This window comes from Cytobacillus depressus, from assembly GCF_008923245.1.
Taxonomy (GTDB): domain Bacteria; phylum Bacillota; class Bacilli; order Bacillales; family Cytobacillaceae; genus Cytobacillus; species Cytobacillus depressus.
This window is the reverse complement of the sequence record NZ_WBOS01000002.1, coordinates 656044-671990: the sequence shown is the minus strand read 5'-3', so window position 1 is coordinate 671990 and position 15947 is coordinate 656044. Positions and strand designations below refer to the sequence as shown.

Here is a 15947-nt window from a genome sequence, read left to right as displayed (position 1 = left end):
CTATCAACTCCCTTGCCTTGCTATGGCTGCTCTCAAGCCTGCAATAAGGTGAGCCCTTATCTTCGATTTGCTTTTATCTAAAGAAGGTCTCATGAATGGTCTAGGCTCCTGGCGCGATGTACCGAGCTCGTAGAATGTGATGTAATATGGATCGGTTTTTCCCGTACCGTTTCCGACGACAACATTAGCATAGAAAACACCTTTGTCATTTTTACCTACTTCAATTCGCAAAGTGTTTCTTGCCTTACCGGATAAAATAGGTACACGTGCATCAGCTTCACGAAAGACGATTTCGGCGCATTCCGAGATAAGATCATGCAGCTCTTTTTGTAGCGCTTCGTCAGCTCGTTGTAGAGCTCTAATAATATCCTCCACCCCATCGACTCGAATCCTCATATTGCTATTTTGTCTCATTCGCCTAGCCATTATTGACGCTCCTTACACATAATCTGCAATTCTTCATTTGCATAGTTAGTGTTGATTACATACAAGAATTCAAATTCATTATCGTTATAAATCGCCTTCATAGTACGATCAATTCCAGTTCGATAACGAATAGTTATTCTTGCCGTAACCTCTGCGTTTACCTGTTGAGCCGTAAACAACTCTCGACCCCTTAATGGTTCAATAGCCGCCCATGTTTCTGCAATAGGAATCCAATCGTCTAATGGTTGTCCTACTTCATCCACATCATCGGGACCAGGTGCTTTGAGTATACTGATTCGATGTCTAAAGCGCCCAGAATTTTTCTTAGGATTATACTTAAATGGTTTCACTTGAATCACCTTCTTTGAGAGCCTTCTCAAGTGCTAAACTATAAATCTGGCTCAAAAAGTTGTTATTAAAAAATTCTAGAGCATCGTTATAAACATACCGGGAACGTTCAAAAACAAGCTCCTTGAACACTTCATCTATATTAATGTCATAAGCCCCGCAGATTCTTTTAAGGTCAGCATTAGACGCAGAAAGGATGCGTCTTAGGTTTTCATCTTCATGATCTCCCAAGTGCATCCTCTCTTTGAATTCTTCTAAAATAGTATCAGTGATGCTCATAAACATCACTCCTCAACTTTTTCGATAAACCTACATTTGTATTTCGGATGCTCCTTAGAAAGCTCACTAATACGTTTTTTTGTAGGTTTATAATCACCCTTTGGATAAATACCCCCTACTTTATAGTGGATATTCCCGTTCTGTAAATCTATAAATTCATTGATTACTTTATACATTTAACCACTCCTATTAAACTGCCGGAGTTCCTGCTGCGAAATTAATATCTAAATCATATAGAAGTGCAGTCTTATTATCCTTTGGCTTACCATTAGCAAACTGTTTAATCGTATAAAGCATTGCGTCTTCAATCGCGAGAGTTTGGTCAAATTTGTTAAGTTTGTACCCACCAGCAATAGCAGCTAAATAAGCGTCTTTTACGAAAAATAGCGCCTTCTTCTCCGGCACTTCTTCTGATTCCACAACCTGGACATTATATGGCAAAGAAGTAACCCATTGCCCGTTGGCTGTTTGAATCGTGTTACGTGCCTGCACACTGATTGCATCAACTGGATTAACAAGCATTACTACCTTATTTAACACTTTGCGTGCTTTACCATCAGCATCAACAGAAAGCGCCTTAATTACATCGTGTAATTCGCCAGCCACAACTTCACCAAATTGGGATGGCGCGAATGTTAATGTACCGCTAGATGTTTTATCAGTTACCGCACCTGTATCTTTATTAACATTTTTCATAAGTCCAATCGGCTCGTTTTTCGATGGTCCTCGACCATTTACAAGTCCATATTCAAGGCCAACAGAATAGGATTCTACTAAAAGTGTACGAACATAACGCTCAACCCATTCTGGACCAAGTTCAAGCATATCCTTTGGAATAACAGCAAATGCAGTAAGCTTTAATTGTCCAATTTGCTCTTCATGGAAGGCGCTAGACACTTGACCTTTAATGTCTCCGAACAATGCGCCCCATGCGTATGCTTTAGTCGGATCAGAATAAATAAAGCGAGTAATTGCACCTAAATCCTTTAATCCGATTACATCTAAAAGTGGATGCTGAGATACTAAATCCTCAAACACACGCTCTTGTGTAGTTACTGGAAGTATCGTATCTTCTGCAAAGCCACCGCTATGAATAACTTCGTTAAAGAATGTGCGCTCTGTTGACGTTAATACATTTTGGCCACGAGCAGCTAAAATTTGAGCATCATGTACTTCATTGCGAGCTTCATTTGTAATCTGTTCAGTTAAATCTGATTGAAGGGCAGTAAACATTTCATCGAATGCTGTTTCCAACTGTTCAGGAGTTGAATTTTCAGCTTTCATAACATTCATGTACGCTTGTTTCTTTTCTTTAAAATTTTTCATTGTGCCTTTTAATTTCATAACCATAGTTCGTTACCTCCATTTTTTTAATAAATTAAAAGAACCTTTTCCATTTTCCACAGTTGTTGTGGCAGTTGGAGAAGGTTCTTGTTCTTGGTTATTTGGTTTTAAAATATTCTTTAATTCGTTCATAATTTGGCGTTTTTGTTCATCACCTAAAACTGAATTACTTGCAGTAATATCATCGTCTAATGCAGTACCCTTTGCTTCAGTAGCAAAGCCGATTTCAACAGCCTTTTTAGCACTGAACCAAGTTTCAGCATCAACCTTCTCTCGAATTTCCTCACGACTAACATTTGCTTTTGTCATGTAAATATCAATAATACCCTCTTCTAGTTCATCTAGAATGTCAGCTTCTTTTCTCATTTCAGTTTTAGTACCCCACACAATGTTGCTTGCTTCATGAATCATCATCATCGATCCAAGACCCATGATTAATTCATCTGCTGCCATTGCAATAACTGAAGCAGCTGAGCAAGCCCATCCATCTACAAAAATTGTTACTTTTCCTTCATGACGTTTCAAACGATTGTAAATAGCAATTCCCATAAAGGCATCGCCGCCTGGGCTATTTAAATGAATTTTAATATCGTTTTCACCAGCTTGATTTAAAGCCTCGTCCATGTCACTTGCGGAAAAACTATCACTCCACCATGATGTACCGATAACACCGTAAATTGTAATCTCACTAGTTTTCGTTTCTTCATTGTGGACGACATTAAACTTTTGTGGGATTTCTTTTAATTGTTCAGTATACGACTGATTTTTGAATAACTTAAAGAAATCTTCTTTAGTCATATTTCTCACTCGTTTTCACCTCCCTCCACAGATTCAGCAGATTGATAGTTTTTAGTGATGACAAACTTATCTAATTCCGGATTATCGGAAGGTTCATCACCAAATTTCACCCTAACCTCATTTCGAGTATAAGCTCCAGAAGAAACTAGTTTATCTACTGCTTCAGCATTCTCAATAACATTCATATCAGTAACACCTCGGACCTCTACCTTTGTACCGTTAAGATAATCCTCTTTTTCAATTAACTTTGCATTCAACTCATCAGAGATTTTTTTTATTAATGGTCCAATGCAGAACTTCACATATGCCTTAATACTAGTTTCATACTCCGATAATTCCCCATGGATCAGAGCATTAGGAATGCCCAAAATATCTGCAACATCATCAATTAAGGATTTCTTGAGTTTAATAATCTCTTCGATGGATTTTCCGTTAACATCACCCTTAGAGACCTCGTTATAATCAAAGCCTTTTAATTTCGGGACGATGGCAACCAGATTATTCTTAAATGCATTGAACAATTTATCGATAAAATTCTGTAACTTGGTTTGATTTTCCTCATTAAGGGATTGTGTGGAATCAATACTTACAGTACCGCGGATCTGATTTGCCCTCTTGCTTGTTTCAATCATCCTACTAAACAAATCACCAAAATCTTCAAACATACCTTCCATAAATTTTGATAATTTTTCATTGTTGTAGGTAAGGTAAATAACTTCATCCATCTTGAATGAGCGTTTGAAAGTATAGTCTTTGACAGTAACATCAGTAAAGACATCAGGATAAACTGCATAATCATTTCGGGTAAAATCATCAGCAATCAGTAGATCATTGTTATCTGATAAGATGACTAGAACCTCATTCTCATGTATTAATTCATAAATAAACCTCTGCCAAAAATCTGCTACGGATTGATCTGTGTTTGGCCTAACATTCATCAAATAATGCCAATCGTTTAGCTGTCGCTTTCCATTCTCCATAAATCTAAAATCAGATTGGCTTATCGTCCGGCCGATAAAGTTTATACATGTTTCTAAAGCCATCTTTTTTAAATAAGCTCGATGTGGAACGTTTTCGGAAAATAAATCAAGATCAAACATCGATTCAAGTTCCTTATTGCGTCTTAATACGCTATCTAAAAATCCCATTTCACATTTTCACCCCCTCCCTAAAAGTTAAGTGCATCTAGTATATCTAAGGCATCTGAAGCATCGTAATTATCTAAATCTCTAGATGCCCATACACCATATAAAAACATCATAAAACCATCCGTTTTGCGTTTGACTGGTTCTTTTTTGCGATATAACTTATTGCCCTTACCATCAATAACAACCAATACATTGTTTGTATACCATCGCATTACTGGATTGTCTCCAAAAATAACATTATGATTATCGAATGCTAATTCAATTTTTGGAGCTAACAACGCACTTGCCGCATCTGGATTACGTATGATTTCAACCTCGAAGCCTTCTGCCTCAAATAATGGTCTCAAAATCTCCATCCGGAAATTATCGCCGACAATCTTAATGATATTCCAACCTTCGTTTCTTTTATCAACAAACCATTTAACAATTAAATGTGGATCCATCGTATCTTTGTGGAGGACTGTTAAAAATCCTTGCTCTTCCCATTCTTTAATAGGTGCGAATTTACGATGGTCTTTTTTATTGTTACCTTCCGCTTTATTGCCGCTATATGCATAATGCTTATCAGCAAAAGGTTTACACACAAATGAATGTGTTAATTCTTTTGGTAAGATGAATTTATCGCCTTCCACAAACAACAAACCATTGGCTACAAAGTCGCGAATAGAAGCATAGTCAATGCAACCAATACATTCACGTTGTTTTAATTTCTCCAAATCGTATTCTTGATCTGTCGCTTCAATTTTGTCCCATGATGTTACCGATTTTTCTAAATCGACTTTCGGTAAATTCATTCTCTTCGTGATGAAGTTTTCATAACCTGAAGAATCGTTTTGAAGTTTGCGATATTGTTTCAAGACCTTTTTGTAAAGCGTTTTTGCATAAGTAGATAATGACGGATGGAACATTGGATTAGCTTTTTGCCACATGTTCATATCGTGCATTTCATCTTCGTTATCGATGCAGCACATAAATGGGAATAATGAATCTTCTTTTACCGATATCTCACGCTTCAAAATACTCAATGCGCGTTCTTTTAAACGGTCAATAAAGCCATCGCGAACAAACCCATCGGTACCAATAAAAAATTCCCGGCTGTCTTCAACTTTACCAAGACCACCCGAGAATACATCAACTACGTCATTATTTTCATATTCATGCACTTCATCATAAACTACACAACCATCACGCAAACCATCTTTCGTACTGGCATTAGAGGTATGAAACTGAAAGATTGATTTTGTATCAACTGATTCGATAACAGCCTTTTGATGTTTGAAGTATTCTTTCAAAGCATCATTCATATCAATCGCATTATAAACTTCCGTAAATGATGTTTTTGCTTGTTTTTCACTATTGGCCACAATTGATACATTATAAAAATCAATGCCATGGAGTTCACTTATAAAATAATTAACAAGCGCTGAAACAAAACCATTCTTACCAGCACCACGAGCCATGTAAATAAAAAATTCATCAAAAACTAAGTCATCTGAATCCTTATAACGCAAGAAAATGAAGCACGTTAAAAATTTTTGGAATGGTTCTAATGAGAAATACCATTTGTCAGCAAACTGAATGAAATTTTCAATCTGTCCACTATCAAAATAAATATCCCGCATCATCAAGATGTCTTGTTCTAACCATTCGATGAGCATAATTCGCTCTTTATTTAAAGTGATTTCGCCTTCTCGCCACTGACGAATATATTCATTGATATAGCTATAACTAATCAAATTAAACTACCACGCTTCGGCTTGCCTTCCACAGATGATGATGCAGGGGCAGGAGCTGCTTTCAATTTGAATTTAATCGATTTTTCCAATGCGATTTTTTGAGCATTGATTTTCATCTTCTCATTCATACTAGGATGACTCTTTATGAATTTTTGAGAGCCATTTTCGATGACAATACTTACTCCGTCACGATCAATCACTTTATCGCATTCTGCATCTAATTCATTCAGCCGAATTAAATCATTTACTTTCTTTACTTCCAGCAAATCATCAGTATCGATACGTGCTAATAATTGTTTTTTTAATTCGTTAAAATTTACTTTTTCCATATTACCCCTCCCCCCAATCACCCCTAATGTGAAGGACTTATTTTAAATATTTTCAGAGAGTTGACCCCGCGACCGGTCTGCAGCCAAAATAAAAATGGCAAAATTATTTGACGGGGGGCATTACCACTTTTCGTCATTCCATTTATTTTCCTTTATTGGTTTAAATCCTTTATCGTGAATCAGATTATGATGATATATACAAAGTGTCTCAAGGTTATCCAATTCAAGAGCAAACTCTGGATGATGTTCAATCTCTTTGATGTGATGGACGTTTAACTCAACCTTCTTCCGTTCACCCTCTTCCTTTACGGAATCCACATGAACTAATCCTTGACGCTTACACTCTTTGCACTCATAGTTATCCCGTCCCAATGCTTGCTGCCTTAATTCATCCCAAGCAGATCCATTATAGAACTTTTTCTTTTGTTCTTTAGTTTTATATTCCATCATACTAACAACAAGTCCTCGCTCTAACCCTCATAGGCTTATTGATCAGCACCTGAGATCGCAAACGATTATAATCACTCTGCTTGACACTTACAGCTGGATGAATCAACTTTGGATACTTAGGTAAATGTTGAATATAATCTTTAGCTAAAGACTTAAGTACGCTCCATGCTTTCTTTATCTGTTCAACTAAAGGTCTACAAACTTCAGCAAATGCCTTAATTGCTTGAGATAGCTTTTCATAATCAATTTCCATTTCTCTCACCCTGCTTTCTCCAAAATAAAAAGCACCTCTCAAATTAGAAAGATGCTCTTAAGAATATTCTAACTTTCTTATTGTTCTATTTTATTTATTTTACTTTTATATTCCTTATATAATTCTCTTAATAAGGCTACGTCACTATTGAACTTATTTAATTGAAATTCGTTATTAACTTTATCTCTAACAATAACTTTAGTGATAAACTGTAGATTGAATATGAATCCAGTGAATTTATTTATCACTTCGTAAACTTCTAATGAAAACAAATCAACATCTAGCTGCTCTAATCGTTTCTTTAAATTAATTAACTCAGCTATATTTTCTTTAATTTCTTCATCGTAATTAACCTCATAAATATTTAATCCCTTTCCCCTTTCCATAATGAAGAATTCTAGATGGTCTACTAACAATAACATTTGATAAAGTATCCAGCTCAGACTTACATACCCTTTGGTTTGTCTTTCAAGATATGTAGTCTCCCTTATTAAACGATCATTTTCAATTTGTTGTTTTGTCGCTCTATGTGTAATAAAACCGGCTAGTCCAGTTCCTAAAAATGTTGAAAGTAATGTCAAAATCGCTATAGTCATTCAATCACTCCTAGTATAATTAAAAGCACCCGATTATTCGGATGCCTGTGTTTCTTTTCTTAAATTCTTCCAACTTGTGATAAGTTCCTTATTAACAACATCATTCGAAGTTATTATTAAAGTTTCAAACGTTTTTACTTGATTGATAAAACTACTCCCTGTCTTACATAACCAATTTGTTATTTCTTCATCTATTAATCCACAAGGACCGTTTTGAATAGCTGATCCAGAAACCCTTAATTCTAGTAGATTTTTATTACCTTTCGTAAATAAGACTGCTTCATAATCTCCATTTTTCACAGTCCTATTACACTTAATTTCCTCTACATTCTTTTTCTTGTATTCTTCTTCTCTAATTTTTTCTTCACGATCTCTTTGCCTAACTACGGCTTGCGCCTGTGTACTTTTGTTTTGCATGTCATATCTAAACCCCATTCCACACACCTCCTCCACTCTCAATTATGAGAAAAAGGAACCAACTGGACAAACACTATCGTTCGTCAATTTATGACAATACCCATAACAAAAAGCACTCCCGAAGGAATGCTTAAAGTCTAATATTTTTTTAATTGAGATTCTAATTCATTAATACTTACCAATAGTTGATTATTATATTCATTAATCATTTTCTTAATATACAAGAGACCATCCATCGCATCCTCAAATGAAGATTCCTCAATAAATTTCCACACAGGTAGTTGTTTTTCTTCTTTTGAGTATAAATCAACTTTGATAACCCATTTTCTATCTGCTTCTAGAACATATAGTAAATTGTCTTTAGAATTATAACCAACAATTGGTCCTCTACCAGATTGATATTTAATTCTAGGGTGAGTGAAAGTAAGTTGTTTTTCTCTTACCCAATCAATAGCTGGTTTTAATTGGTCAATCGTTTTAGAAAATAAATTTTTTTGAGCTTCTAATAATTCTTCAATCTTCTTCCTATTTGCTTCATAGTGTTCATGAACAACCTCAAAATCTTTAATTAGTTCCTCTGAATTAATCTCTATACTCATTATCATGCACCTCCTTCCGCCTAATTAATTCGACAAAAGGAGATGTTTTCCTGCAACTATTTTACTATTTTCTTCTTATCGCACCTCCAACACATTTATATGTATCTCTTCTTGCTCCCATCAAGTCCTCAATGTCTCTTCTGCTTAATGCAGCCTCTTTCTTTTTCTTCTTAATTACAGGTTTAGCTGATGGTTTAACTTCCTTCTGTTCTATATCTCTTTCTGATCTTCTAAGCTGATTAAACTTCCGAATATCGTTCTTTGATGAATGATCAATGAACTTCAATTTAATCACCTTCTTTTGCAAATAAAAAAAGCACTCCCGAAGGAATGCTCAATAAATTCAATTCTATTAATTATTGGTATTTTGCCATCTTGCCTGGCATTTCAAAAACATTTCTAAGTAACATTTCAGTGAAATCTAAAAGCTCCAAAGCATCTTCTCTTTTCAGGTTAGGTATTTCGTGAGTAGCTTCATTTCCCTTTTTTCTAATATGATCGACCCAACCTTTACCGCCTGGTGGAATAAAGTGATTATTATCAAGAAAATCTACATAAACTGCAAATTTTTCTCCAGCTTTAGCCCCTTTAGAAAAAGCTACATTCATAAGTAACTTCCTACATGATAATGCAGCAGAGTTATATGCATGTACTGATATACAATTTCTTGCCTCGTTATAGATTTCTTTAATTTCTTTCGGAAGAAATGGAATATCTTTTCCTAATCTCGGCTGTGGCGTTTGCAAATTATCATTTATTTTATTAATAAATGTAGGCAGATTGCATTTAGGACAAATTGCTAATATACCAGATGTAATGTCTCTAAACATATAGTCTTGAGTTGTAGAATAATATCCTTGGGATGGTGCAACATCGTTGTTGCAGAACCCGCAAGTATAAGACACAGAACCGATGTTACTTACATTTTTCCATACACCACGAAAGTCCATTTCCTCTTTTTCGTTTTCCTCGTCTGACATTAAATCAAATTCCCTATTCATTATTACCACCTCCCTCAATCTACTCAATTCGACAAAAGGAGATATTCCCCTGCAACTATTTACCTATTAAACAAAAAGAAAAGACGACACTCCAATATGAGCGCCGTCTTGATAAACTTGCTATGCTATAAATTTAACATATATAATTCCTAATGCTCTGCCCTCTTCCTGACAAAATCCTGCCATTTATTAATTAGTTTGCGATTCTTTTTTTTACTTGTAATCTTTTTTCTGTACTTAAAAAATGTTTATAAATATCAACCAAAAAGTTATTTGAAAAGGAAAGTCCTAATGCTGCAATACTACACAAATCACCTATGTACTGAGGTATTGAATTAGATATTCTGTATAAAACATACGCGGGGATTACAACGATACAGAAAACAACTAATATTAACTTCCACTTATTTAAATATTTTTCCTGTGTTTTATCATATAAATCAGAATTGTAAATGCTGGTTATTATACTAATAAAAAATATTGATATTGCCAAAATCAAAGAAATTACACTCATATCATTCATTAATTTAAATCCATTACCTTGAAATGCTTTACTAATAAATAAGCCTATAAATACTAATAATATTACTACCTGAAATATTTTATTGTATAGATTAAACATTATTCAAACACTTGCCAATTGTATAATTTTTCAAATAAATAATTTGAATACATAATGTAATCATTAAATTCACCCACATCAATTGTTCTATTTACAATCGACACATTGTTTTGATACATAAGTATATCACTATTCTCAAAAATCCCAACACTTCCATATACTACATGATTACTATTCTCTAAAAATATGAGTTCTTTTGCTGTTTCAATATCTTTTATTTTTTTATTTATATGAAACATGAACGAAATTCTCTCTAAGTTTTCATCTACAAAAATTACTAATTTGAATTTACCCTTTTCTAGTTCAAAACCTACAATAAATGCTGGATCTTCATTGTCTTTTTTATATTTTAATTCTAATTCGTCTAGAATATTCTCTATTTTCTCTAAAATTTCCATTATTTAATTATCCCCTTTAGAAATCTATTAACCTAACACCCTTCGTACCATTCAATTTTATATTAAAATCGTTTTGGTGGTAGTGAATACCTATAGTTTTATTGATAAAATATTCTAATATAAAATTAGTAATAACACTTAGGGTATTTTTCACTTCGCCTTCCTCTTTTGTAACAATTGAAAAATATATATTCTCTTCATAAATAGTAACAGAAAGGTTTTTTTCAAATTGAAATGCATCAAAACTATTCTTATTTCGTTTATATTGTAAATTAAAAAATTGCTCAGTTATTTCTTTTAAGTATTTTTGCTTTGTCTCATTAAAGACCAATGAAAATGCTAACATTGGCAATACTCCCTTATAAAAAATTATTTTATTTACTTTTTTTTTTGCAAATTAATCCTTAAAGAAATAACTACCTAGTCGAGTTCCCATTATTTTTTCTGTAAATCCTTTTTTCTTTTCTTGTTTATCAAAGGGCTTAACTTCATTAATATGATTGTAATCTGTTAATTGACGTTGTAATTTATCAAAAAGTTCAACATAATCCGCAGTAATTTCTTTCTCCCAGTTAAAATGACATTCTTCAACCTCTTGTAGAAAACTAGCAGAAAGCCCTACTTTCCTTGCAATCCCAATCATTTGTTCTCTTCTATCCTTAGTGAAGAAAAATAATCCGAATTGAATCATTTCTTCTTCAACTACTTTATTTCTCTCTTCTAAATCTTTATCCTCAAGTTTTATCTTATATCTTCGCTTAGTTATACTATATCTTTCTTCACGCAAACTATCAAAATCGGTCATTTCCCATAAGACCACCTATCAGTGCCGTTATTTTATATTAAACATTAGAAAATTTGCACTTTCTAGGTAAATTTTATCATTTACTTTTATGAATGTACATATGAAACACACAAAATGAAAAAGCACCCAATTAAGGATGCTCACTTTTATAAACCTCTATCTTCAGCAGTAAAGCAAGCTTATAAAATATTCTCGCTTTTAGTCGATAATACCTTCTTTCACTGTAACCAATTTCATTATAAAGCTCATAATCAAAAATCTCTTCATCTTCAAGGTACCTTTTTATTATGATTTCTCTTTCTTTATAATTTAGTCGATTTACTGCCTTACGGATCCGTTCAATGTATTCTTCTCGTTCCCTTTCAAAATCCATTTTATCAATAACTACACTTTCTGTAGATGAATGAAATTCATTAGAAAAAGCAGGAGGAACAATTGAATAAGATACTGTTACTTTTGGCAGCTGTTCTTCTGGAACAGTCAATAAGTAAAAGCGATATTTCTCAAGAGCTGCTTCCACAGCCTGCTTTGTTTTCTCTCTATCTATTTCAGGAAGTATAAATGACATTTGACTATGCACAAGGATCCCTCCCTAGTGTTATAATAAAATTGAGCGCGCCGGGAGAAGTCCTGGCTTTTTTCATGTGAAAGGCGTGAACATTTCATAGACAAACATATTGATTTAAACACTATTTATGACTTTATCGAGTATCCAGACAAAATAATGGCCGTTGCGATAACTGCGACAAAACCCATTTCCAAAGCTCTATAAGCGAAGGCAAATTAATAAGAAAATGTAGTAATTGCGGGATGAAGAAGATCATTTAGCTTCTTCGTCCTTCTTAGTTTTTAATTCTATATCCTTAATTTTTTCTAAAGCTGCAAGTAAACGAGTCTTTTCTTTTTCAAGTAGTTGTTTGTTTAAAATTGGAACAGGCTCGTTTTTCATTCGTTTTGACAAAATATCACTCCTTAATTAACTGTCTCTAACTTTTGTTTCCTTAATAGACGATATTATTACTTACTGATTAGGAACTTTAATAACTTTCTTAGCAATTAGACTTCCAATTAAAGCAGAGAAAGCAGCGACAAATGGCATATAATACATTTTAATTTCATTCCATGGTGTTATATAACTTACAATGACTACTACAATCAACATAAAAATTACTGCAAATATTGACTGTTTTGTATTTAGTTTCAATAGATTCATAGCTTATCTCCACCTTTTTCCACGAAATTCACATATTAATTATATCTAACAGATCCTACCTTTTGTTTACTTACTCATTCAAAGTTTCTTCAAGTCTGTTATAAGAATCGTTATAATGTTCTTCTAGTTCGGAAAGGTCAATACCTAAAGAACCGCTTAATTTCCGAATAAGCCATAACGCATCCTTGATTACTTCAACTTCTACCTCTACCGTTTTCATCATCTTCCCCTCCTAATCAACTGATCTATCAATCTTGTTTTATAAAGGAATTTATAAAAACTTGTAGAATAATAGTATTGCAAGCCATTCATGAGAGGAGAAAATCAACATGACTACAGAATTAAATTCCTTGTTAAAAATTACCCTAGACTCTGAATTCTATCCAAAGACAACTGAAGAAATTAACAGAAAGATTAAAGAACTAGAAGAAAAAGTTAATACACTTAAATTAAAAATTGATATTCCTGAAGATTACTCAAAAACGATATCTAAATTCGCTTCTGTTCATCAAAAATCAAAGGCTCAGCTTAATAAGCTTTATCCTGAGTTAGATGCAGATAAATTTTTGAAAGTAATGATTTCTACACCAATCCTTACAAGTCAACTAGATTTACAGATTATTATGAAGCTTATATCTCTATATAACCAATCTAGACCTATTCAATATGGTGAGTCTAATATTTCTGCCACATTAACAGTCGCTGAGCATCGCCCTAATTATGAGCAAGAATCTATTTCGATCGAAAATTATATCAAATTGTTTTTTAATCAAATTCTACCAATTATTTTCTTCATAATTTCACAATACCAATCAAATGCAACTACTGAACAGTTAAACCACATGCAAAATCAGTTAAATCAAATTATTGAAGAGTATGAAGGAAATAAAATTGACGAAAAGTATGAAATTAATCTACCAGATGATTTTTCTGGCGGTATTAGCTCTTAAAGCAGGATAACTCCCTGCTTTTTTTTAATAAACATTTTTACTCTTGTGTTTCCATGTCATGAATCTCTTTGATATATTTAAAAATCGGATATATCTGCTGCGGAACAACAGCATTTCCTAACGCGATTAATCTACTCTTGTCCAATTCTCTGGAAACCCCATCATCCACTCTACGTACTGAGGGTTGATGTGATATCCAATGTGCTCTGGGTACTTCTCTCCAATTCCTCCCGGTAGTGTTTTCCCGTGTGATCCGTTTCTTTCTGATGGAGCTAACTTTCTGATTGGTTTGTAATTCTGACTTGCCGTTGGCGTGGGCAACAATAAATACCCTGTATCTTTCGTGATTGGCTCCGACAGATGCAGCCGGTATAACAAACGGCTGCCAGGTGTAACCGATGCTCTCCAAGTCATAAAGTACTGTGTCGAGACCCAATGTGATGTGCCCAGCAACATTTTCACCAACAAACCAATTGGGCCTGATTTCTTGCAGTAGTCGCTTAATTTCTGGCCAGAGGTGACGGTCATCTTCTTCGCCTTTTCGGTTCCCGGGAGAACTGAAAGGTTGGCAAGGGTATCCTCCTGAAATAAGCTCAATTGTTCCAACATCAACACCCCTTTCTTCCAACACATGTTTATTCAAAGTACAAACATCATCGAAAATCGGAACGGATGGCCAATGTTTTCTTAAGACCTTTTGACAAAATGGTTCACGTTCACAGAAGGCTATCGTTTCGATTCCAGCCCATTCAGCTGCAAGGGCAATTCCTCCAATACCTGCGAATAACTCGATGCTTTTCATTGGCTCACTTCCAATCTAGTAAACTTAATAATTCATTTGTTTATTAGTTTTTTAATAAATTGTATAACAATGTATTTTCTTACATGGTACAATTTTGATAACTAAAAAAATTAGGAGTAAATAGAGATGGAGCAACTTCAACTATTCTTCACTAATTCTTGGGTAATCAGTTTTTTGACTGGATTAGTCGTATATTCCATAACAAAAATTTGGGAAAATTTTAGAACAAAAAAGAACTATATTCGAGCTGTTGAACTTGCAAACAAAGAAGTTTTCAACACTTTGAAACTATGTGTACCTGAAGATACATTACCAAACATATATAGTCTTCGTGCTTTACACTTAGCCACTTCTAAAAGATATGGTGTTAAACAAAAAGATTTGGATTCACTTAGCCTGATAATTTTTGACCTAATTAAAGAAATTATGGATTCAAGCTTTCTTTCTTATAATGACAAAATACAATATTGCAGGAAGCTTGAAAGTTTAGAATCCTCTATAAATGAAATTAAAACTGAAACTGAAAATGATATTGACTCTAACCCCTTTGAAAAACAGATTTATAATATTATTAAAAATAAACAAAGTACCCTGCTAACTAACAGTTCTGCATTAATTCTTGGATTAGCTAGTGTTATTATAAGTTTTGGTATTGAAAAAGCTTCATTTAGTAAAATCACAGATAGTATAAATTCATTTGAAATTATCTTATTAATAATTTCGTTTGGTTCCTTACTAGTAGCATTAATATCTTTTAAGAAAAATTAATAATCTTTGATATGCTGGAGTAATAGGTTGATCTATATTACTTCTTTTGTTGTTTAATAATCTAACACTCCGGCTTATTCCTTCATGTTTGCATCCACCTTCTTACCCAACAATAGATCGCCCCAATTTCTGTAACATACTAGTTCATATTTTTCCCTACTTTTCTCTCATAGCCTCATGCATACAATCAAGGAAACATAATACAAAATCTATTTCTTTATCCTAGGGATCTCCGACCCACCCAACCTCTTACAATCCATTCCAAACCGAGAAGAACATCTTTTAAAGAGAGAACAGCGCACACACACTGCTCTCTTATCCTCTTCGATCATCCAAGGTTTACGATCATCAGCAATGATTACTTGCATAAGATTCGGTCCAATACGTGCTTATCGATTGAATTGAGTATTAATCGTTCTGTTGTCGTAAACCTTGTAAAACAATCCTTACATTCCCTTCGACGTTGTACATATTTATCATGAGCCCTGCTGTCATTAACTCTGGTGCTTGCTCCACAGACAGGACACTTCATTTATCCCACACGCTCCTTATATAATTCCTCGAGCTTTTCATCTGACAAGGTGATTAAATATTCTCTCAGAAACCCTGTGCGCCATTCTAGGACAGAAATCATTTTTTCTCTTTCCCAGGCATCGAGTTTCATT

General features: G+C 33.9%; 29 protein-coding genes and 1 pseudogene. 3 read left to right on the top strand and 27 right to left on the bottom strand.

Annotated features, from left to right (window positions below; translation table 11 throughout):
- Positions 1-3 precede the first annotated feature (3 nt).
- The 21 genes from F7731_RS08650 to F7731_RS08555 form a co-directional block, all read right to left on the bottom strand.
- Positions 4-426 (bottom strand): HK97-gp10 family putative phage morphogenesis protein, encoded by a 423-nt coding sequence (locus F7731_RS08650; protein ID WP_151534356.1) that lies wholly within the window; start codon positions 424-426, stop codon positions 4-6.
- On the bottom strand, positions 426-776 hold the full coding sequence (locus F7731_RS08645; protein ID WP_151534355.1) for a phage head closure protein: 351 nt from the start codon (positions 774-776) through the stop codon (positions 426-428). The genes F7731_RS08650 and F7731_RS08645 overlap by 1 nt, the downstream gene beginning before the upstream one ends.
- Complete coding sequence (locus tag F7731_RS08640; RefSeq protein ID WP_151534354.1) at positions 763-1059, bottom strand: hypothetical protein; 297 nt, start codon at positions 1057-1059, stop codon at positions 763-765. Before F7731_RS08640 ends, F7731_RS08645 begins: the two co-directional genes overlap by 14 nt.
- Positions 1059-1229: a hypothetical protein gene (locus F7731_RS26415; RefSeq protein ID WP_170289658.1), complete on the bottom strand. Its 171-nt coding sequence runs from the start codon at positions 1227-1229 to the stop codon at positions 1059-1061. Before F7731_RS26415 ends, F7731_RS08640 begins: the two co-directional genes overlap by 1 nt.
- Positions 1230-1242: 13 nt before the next feature.
- The gene (locus F7731_RS08635; protein WP_151534353.1) at positions 1243-2403 is read right to left on the bottom strand and encodes a phage major capsid protein; all 1161 of its coding nucleotides are present in this window, start codon (positions 2401-2403) and stop codon (positions 1243-1245) included.
- A 6-nt stretch (positions 2404-2409) separates the two neighbouring features.
- Positions 2410-3195 carry a head maturation protease, ClpP-related gene (locus F7731_RS08630; RefSeq protein WP_151534435.1) on the bottom strand — a complete coding sequence of 262 codons (786 nt, stop codon included), beginning with the start codon at positions 3193-3195 and terminating at the stop codon, positions 2410-2412.
- A gap of 5 nt (positions 3196-3200) precedes the next feature.
- A complete protein-coding gene (locus F7731_RS08625; RefSeq protein ID WP_151534352.1) occupies positions 3201-4343 on the bottom strand; it encodes a phage portal protein in 1143 nt (380 codons plus the stop codon).
- A gap of 20 nt (positions 4344-4363) precedes the next feature.
- A complete protein-coding gene (locus F7731_RS08620; protein ID WP_151534351.1) occupies positions 4364-6079 on the bottom strand; it encodes a terminase large subunit domain-containing protein in 1716 nt (571 codons plus the stop codon).
- Positions 6076-6408 (bottom strand): terminase, encoded by a 333-nt coding sequence (locus tag F7731_RS08615; RefSeq protein ID WP_151534350.1) that lies wholly within the window; start codon positions 6406-6408, stop codon positions 6076-6078. Before F7731_RS08615 ends, F7731_RS08620 begins: the two co-directional genes overlap by 4 nt.
- 120 nt (positions 6409-6528) lie before the next feature.
- Entirely contained in the window at positions 6529-6858 is a 330-nt protein-coding gene (locus F7731_RS08610) for an HNH endonuclease (RefSeq protein ID WP_151534349.1), read from the bottom strand.
- 1 nt (position 6859) lies between these two features.
- Positions 6860-7120 (bottom strand): hypothetical protein, encoded by a 261-nt coding sequence (locus F7731_RS08605; protein WP_151534348.1) that lies wholly within the window; start codon positions 7118-7120, stop codon positions 6860-6862.
- Positions 7121-7188: 68 nt separating this feature from the next.
- Entirely contained in the window at positions 7189-7707 is a 519-nt protein-coding gene (locus F7731_RS08600) for a hypothetical protein (protein ID WP_151534347.1), read from the bottom strand.
- Between the two features lie 33 nt (positions 7708-7740).
- Positions 7741-8142 (bottom strand): hypothetical protein, encoded by a 402-nt coding sequence (locus F7731_RS08595; RefSeq protein WP_151534346.1) that lies wholly within the window; start codon positions 8140-8142, stop codon positions 7741-7743.
- A 119-nt stretch (positions 8143-8261) separates the two neighbouring features.
- Entirely contained in the window at positions 8262-8723 is a 462-nt protein-coding gene (locus F7731_RS08590; RefSeq protein WP_151534345.1) for a hypothetical protein, read from the bottom strand.
- Positions 8724-8787: 64 nt separating this feature from the next.
- On the bottom strand, positions 8788-9030 hold the full coding sequence (locus F7731_RS08585; RefSeq protein ID WP_151534344.1) for a hypothetical protein: 243 nt from the start codon (positions 9028-9030) through the stop codon (positions 8788-8790).
- 49 nt (positions 9031-9079) lie between these two features.
- Positions 9080-9724: a DUF4145 domain-containing protein gene (locus F7731_RS08580; protein ID WP_151534343.1), complete on the bottom strand. Its 645-nt coding sequence runs from the start codon at positions 9722-9724 to the stop codon at positions 9080-9082.
- A gap of 193 nt (positions 9725-9917) precedes the next feature.
- Positions 9918-10346, bottom strand: coding sequence for a hypothetical protein (locus tag F7731_RS08575; protein ID WP_151534342.1), 429 nt, complete (start codon positions 10344-10346; stop codon positions 9918-9920).
- A complete protein-coding gene (locus tag F7731_RS08570) occupies positions 10346-10744 on the bottom strand; it encodes a hypothetical protein (RefSeq protein WP_151534341.1) in 399 nt (132 codons plus the stop codon). The genes F7731_RS08575 and F7731_RS08570 overlap by 1 nt, the downstream gene beginning before the upstream one ends.
- A gap of 16 nt (positions 10745-10760) precedes the next feature.
- Positions 10761-11090 carry a hypothetical protein gene (locus tag F7731_RS08565; RefSeq protein ID WP_151534340.1) on the bottom strand — a complete coding sequence of 110 codons (330 nt, stop codon included), beginning with the start codon at positions 11088-11090 and terminating at the stop codon, positions 10761-10763.
- 51 nt (positions 11091-11141) lie between these two features.
- On the bottom strand, positions 11142-11549 hold the full coding sequence (locus F7731_RS08560) for a hypothetical protein (RefSeq protein ID WP_151534339.1): 408 nt from the start codon (positions 11547-11549) through the stop codon (positions 11142-11144).
- Positions 11550-11679: 130 nt separating this feature from the next.
- Positions 11680-12117 (bottom strand): ArpU family phage packaging/lysis transcriptional regulator, encoded by a 438-nt coding sequence (locus tag F7731_RS08555; RefSeq protein ID WP_151534434.1) that lies wholly within the window; start codon positions 12115-12117, stop codon positions 11680-11682.
- Positions 12118-12281: 164 nt separating this feature from the next.
- Here F7731_RS08555 and F7731_RS27395 point away from each other — a divergent pair.
- Positions 12282-12377 (top strand): annotated as a pseudogene (locus F7731_RS27395) (DUF8096 family protein); the annotation flags it as partial.
- On the opposite strand, the gene F7731_RS26410 reads toward F7731_RS27395, so the two are convergent.
- The 3 genes from F7731_RS26410 to F7731_RS26405 form a co-directional block, all read right to left on the bottom strand.
- Positions 12370-12510, bottom strand: a complete 141-nt coding sequence (locus tag F7731_RS26410; RefSeq protein ID WP_170289657.1) for a hypothetical protein — start codon at positions 12508-12510, stop codon at positions 12370-12372. The pseudogene F7731_RS27395 and the gene F7731_RS26410 sit on opposite strands and share 8 nt — an antisense overlap.
- Before the next feature lie 60 nt (positions 12511-12570).
- Positions 12571-12762 (bottom strand): hypothetical protein, encoded by a 192-nt coding sequence (locus F7731_RS08550; protein ID WP_151534338.1) that lies wholly within the window; start codon positions 12760-12762, stop codon positions 12571-12573.
- A gap of 70 nt (positions 12763-12832) precedes the next feature.
- Positions 12833-12982: a hypothetical protein gene (locus tag F7731_RS26405; protein ID WP_170289656.1), complete on the bottom strand. Its 150-nt coding sequence runs from the start codon at positions 12980-12982 to the stop codon at positions 12833-12835.
- A gap of 109 nt (positions 12983-13091) precedes the next feature.
- Between F7731_RS26405 and F7731_RS08545 the strand changes: the two genes are divergently transcribed.
- Positions 13092-13712 (top strand): hypothetical protein, encoded by a 621-nt coding sequence (locus F7731_RS08545; RefSeq protein WP_151534337.1) that lies wholly within the window; start codon positions 13092-13094, stop codon positions 13710-13712.
- Positions 13713-13749: 37 nt separating this feature from the next.
- Here the strand turns inward: F7731_RS08545 and F7731_RS08540 are convergent, their stop codons facing one another.
- Positions 13750-14514, bottom strand: a complete 765-nt coding sequence (locus tag F7731_RS08540) for a DNA cytosine methyltransferase (protein ID WP_151534336.1) — start codon at positions 14512-14514, stop codon at positions 13750-13752.
- 126 nt (positions 14515-14640) lie between these two features.
- Between F7731_RS08540 and F7731_RS08535 the strand changes: the two genes are divergently transcribed.
- On the top strand, positions 14641-15282 hold the full coding sequence (locus tag F7731_RS08535; protein ID WP_151534335.1) for a hypothetical protein: 642 nt from the start codon (positions 14641-14643) through the stop codon (positions 15280-15282).
- Between the two features lie 358 nt (positions 15283-15640).
- Here F7731_RS08535 and F7731_RS27255 read toward each other — a convergent pair whose 3' ends face one another.
- Complete coding sequence (locus F7731_RS27255) at positions 15641-15814, bottom strand: NrdR family transcriptional regulator (protein ID WP_425481987.1); 174 nt, start codon at positions 15812-15814, stop codon at positions 15641-15643.
- A complete protein-coding gene (locus F7731_RS08530; RefSeq protein ID WP_151534334.1) occupies positions 15815-15946 on the bottom strand; it encodes a BH0509 family protein in 132 nt (43 codons plus the stop codon).
- Position 15947 lies beyond the last annotated feature (1 nt).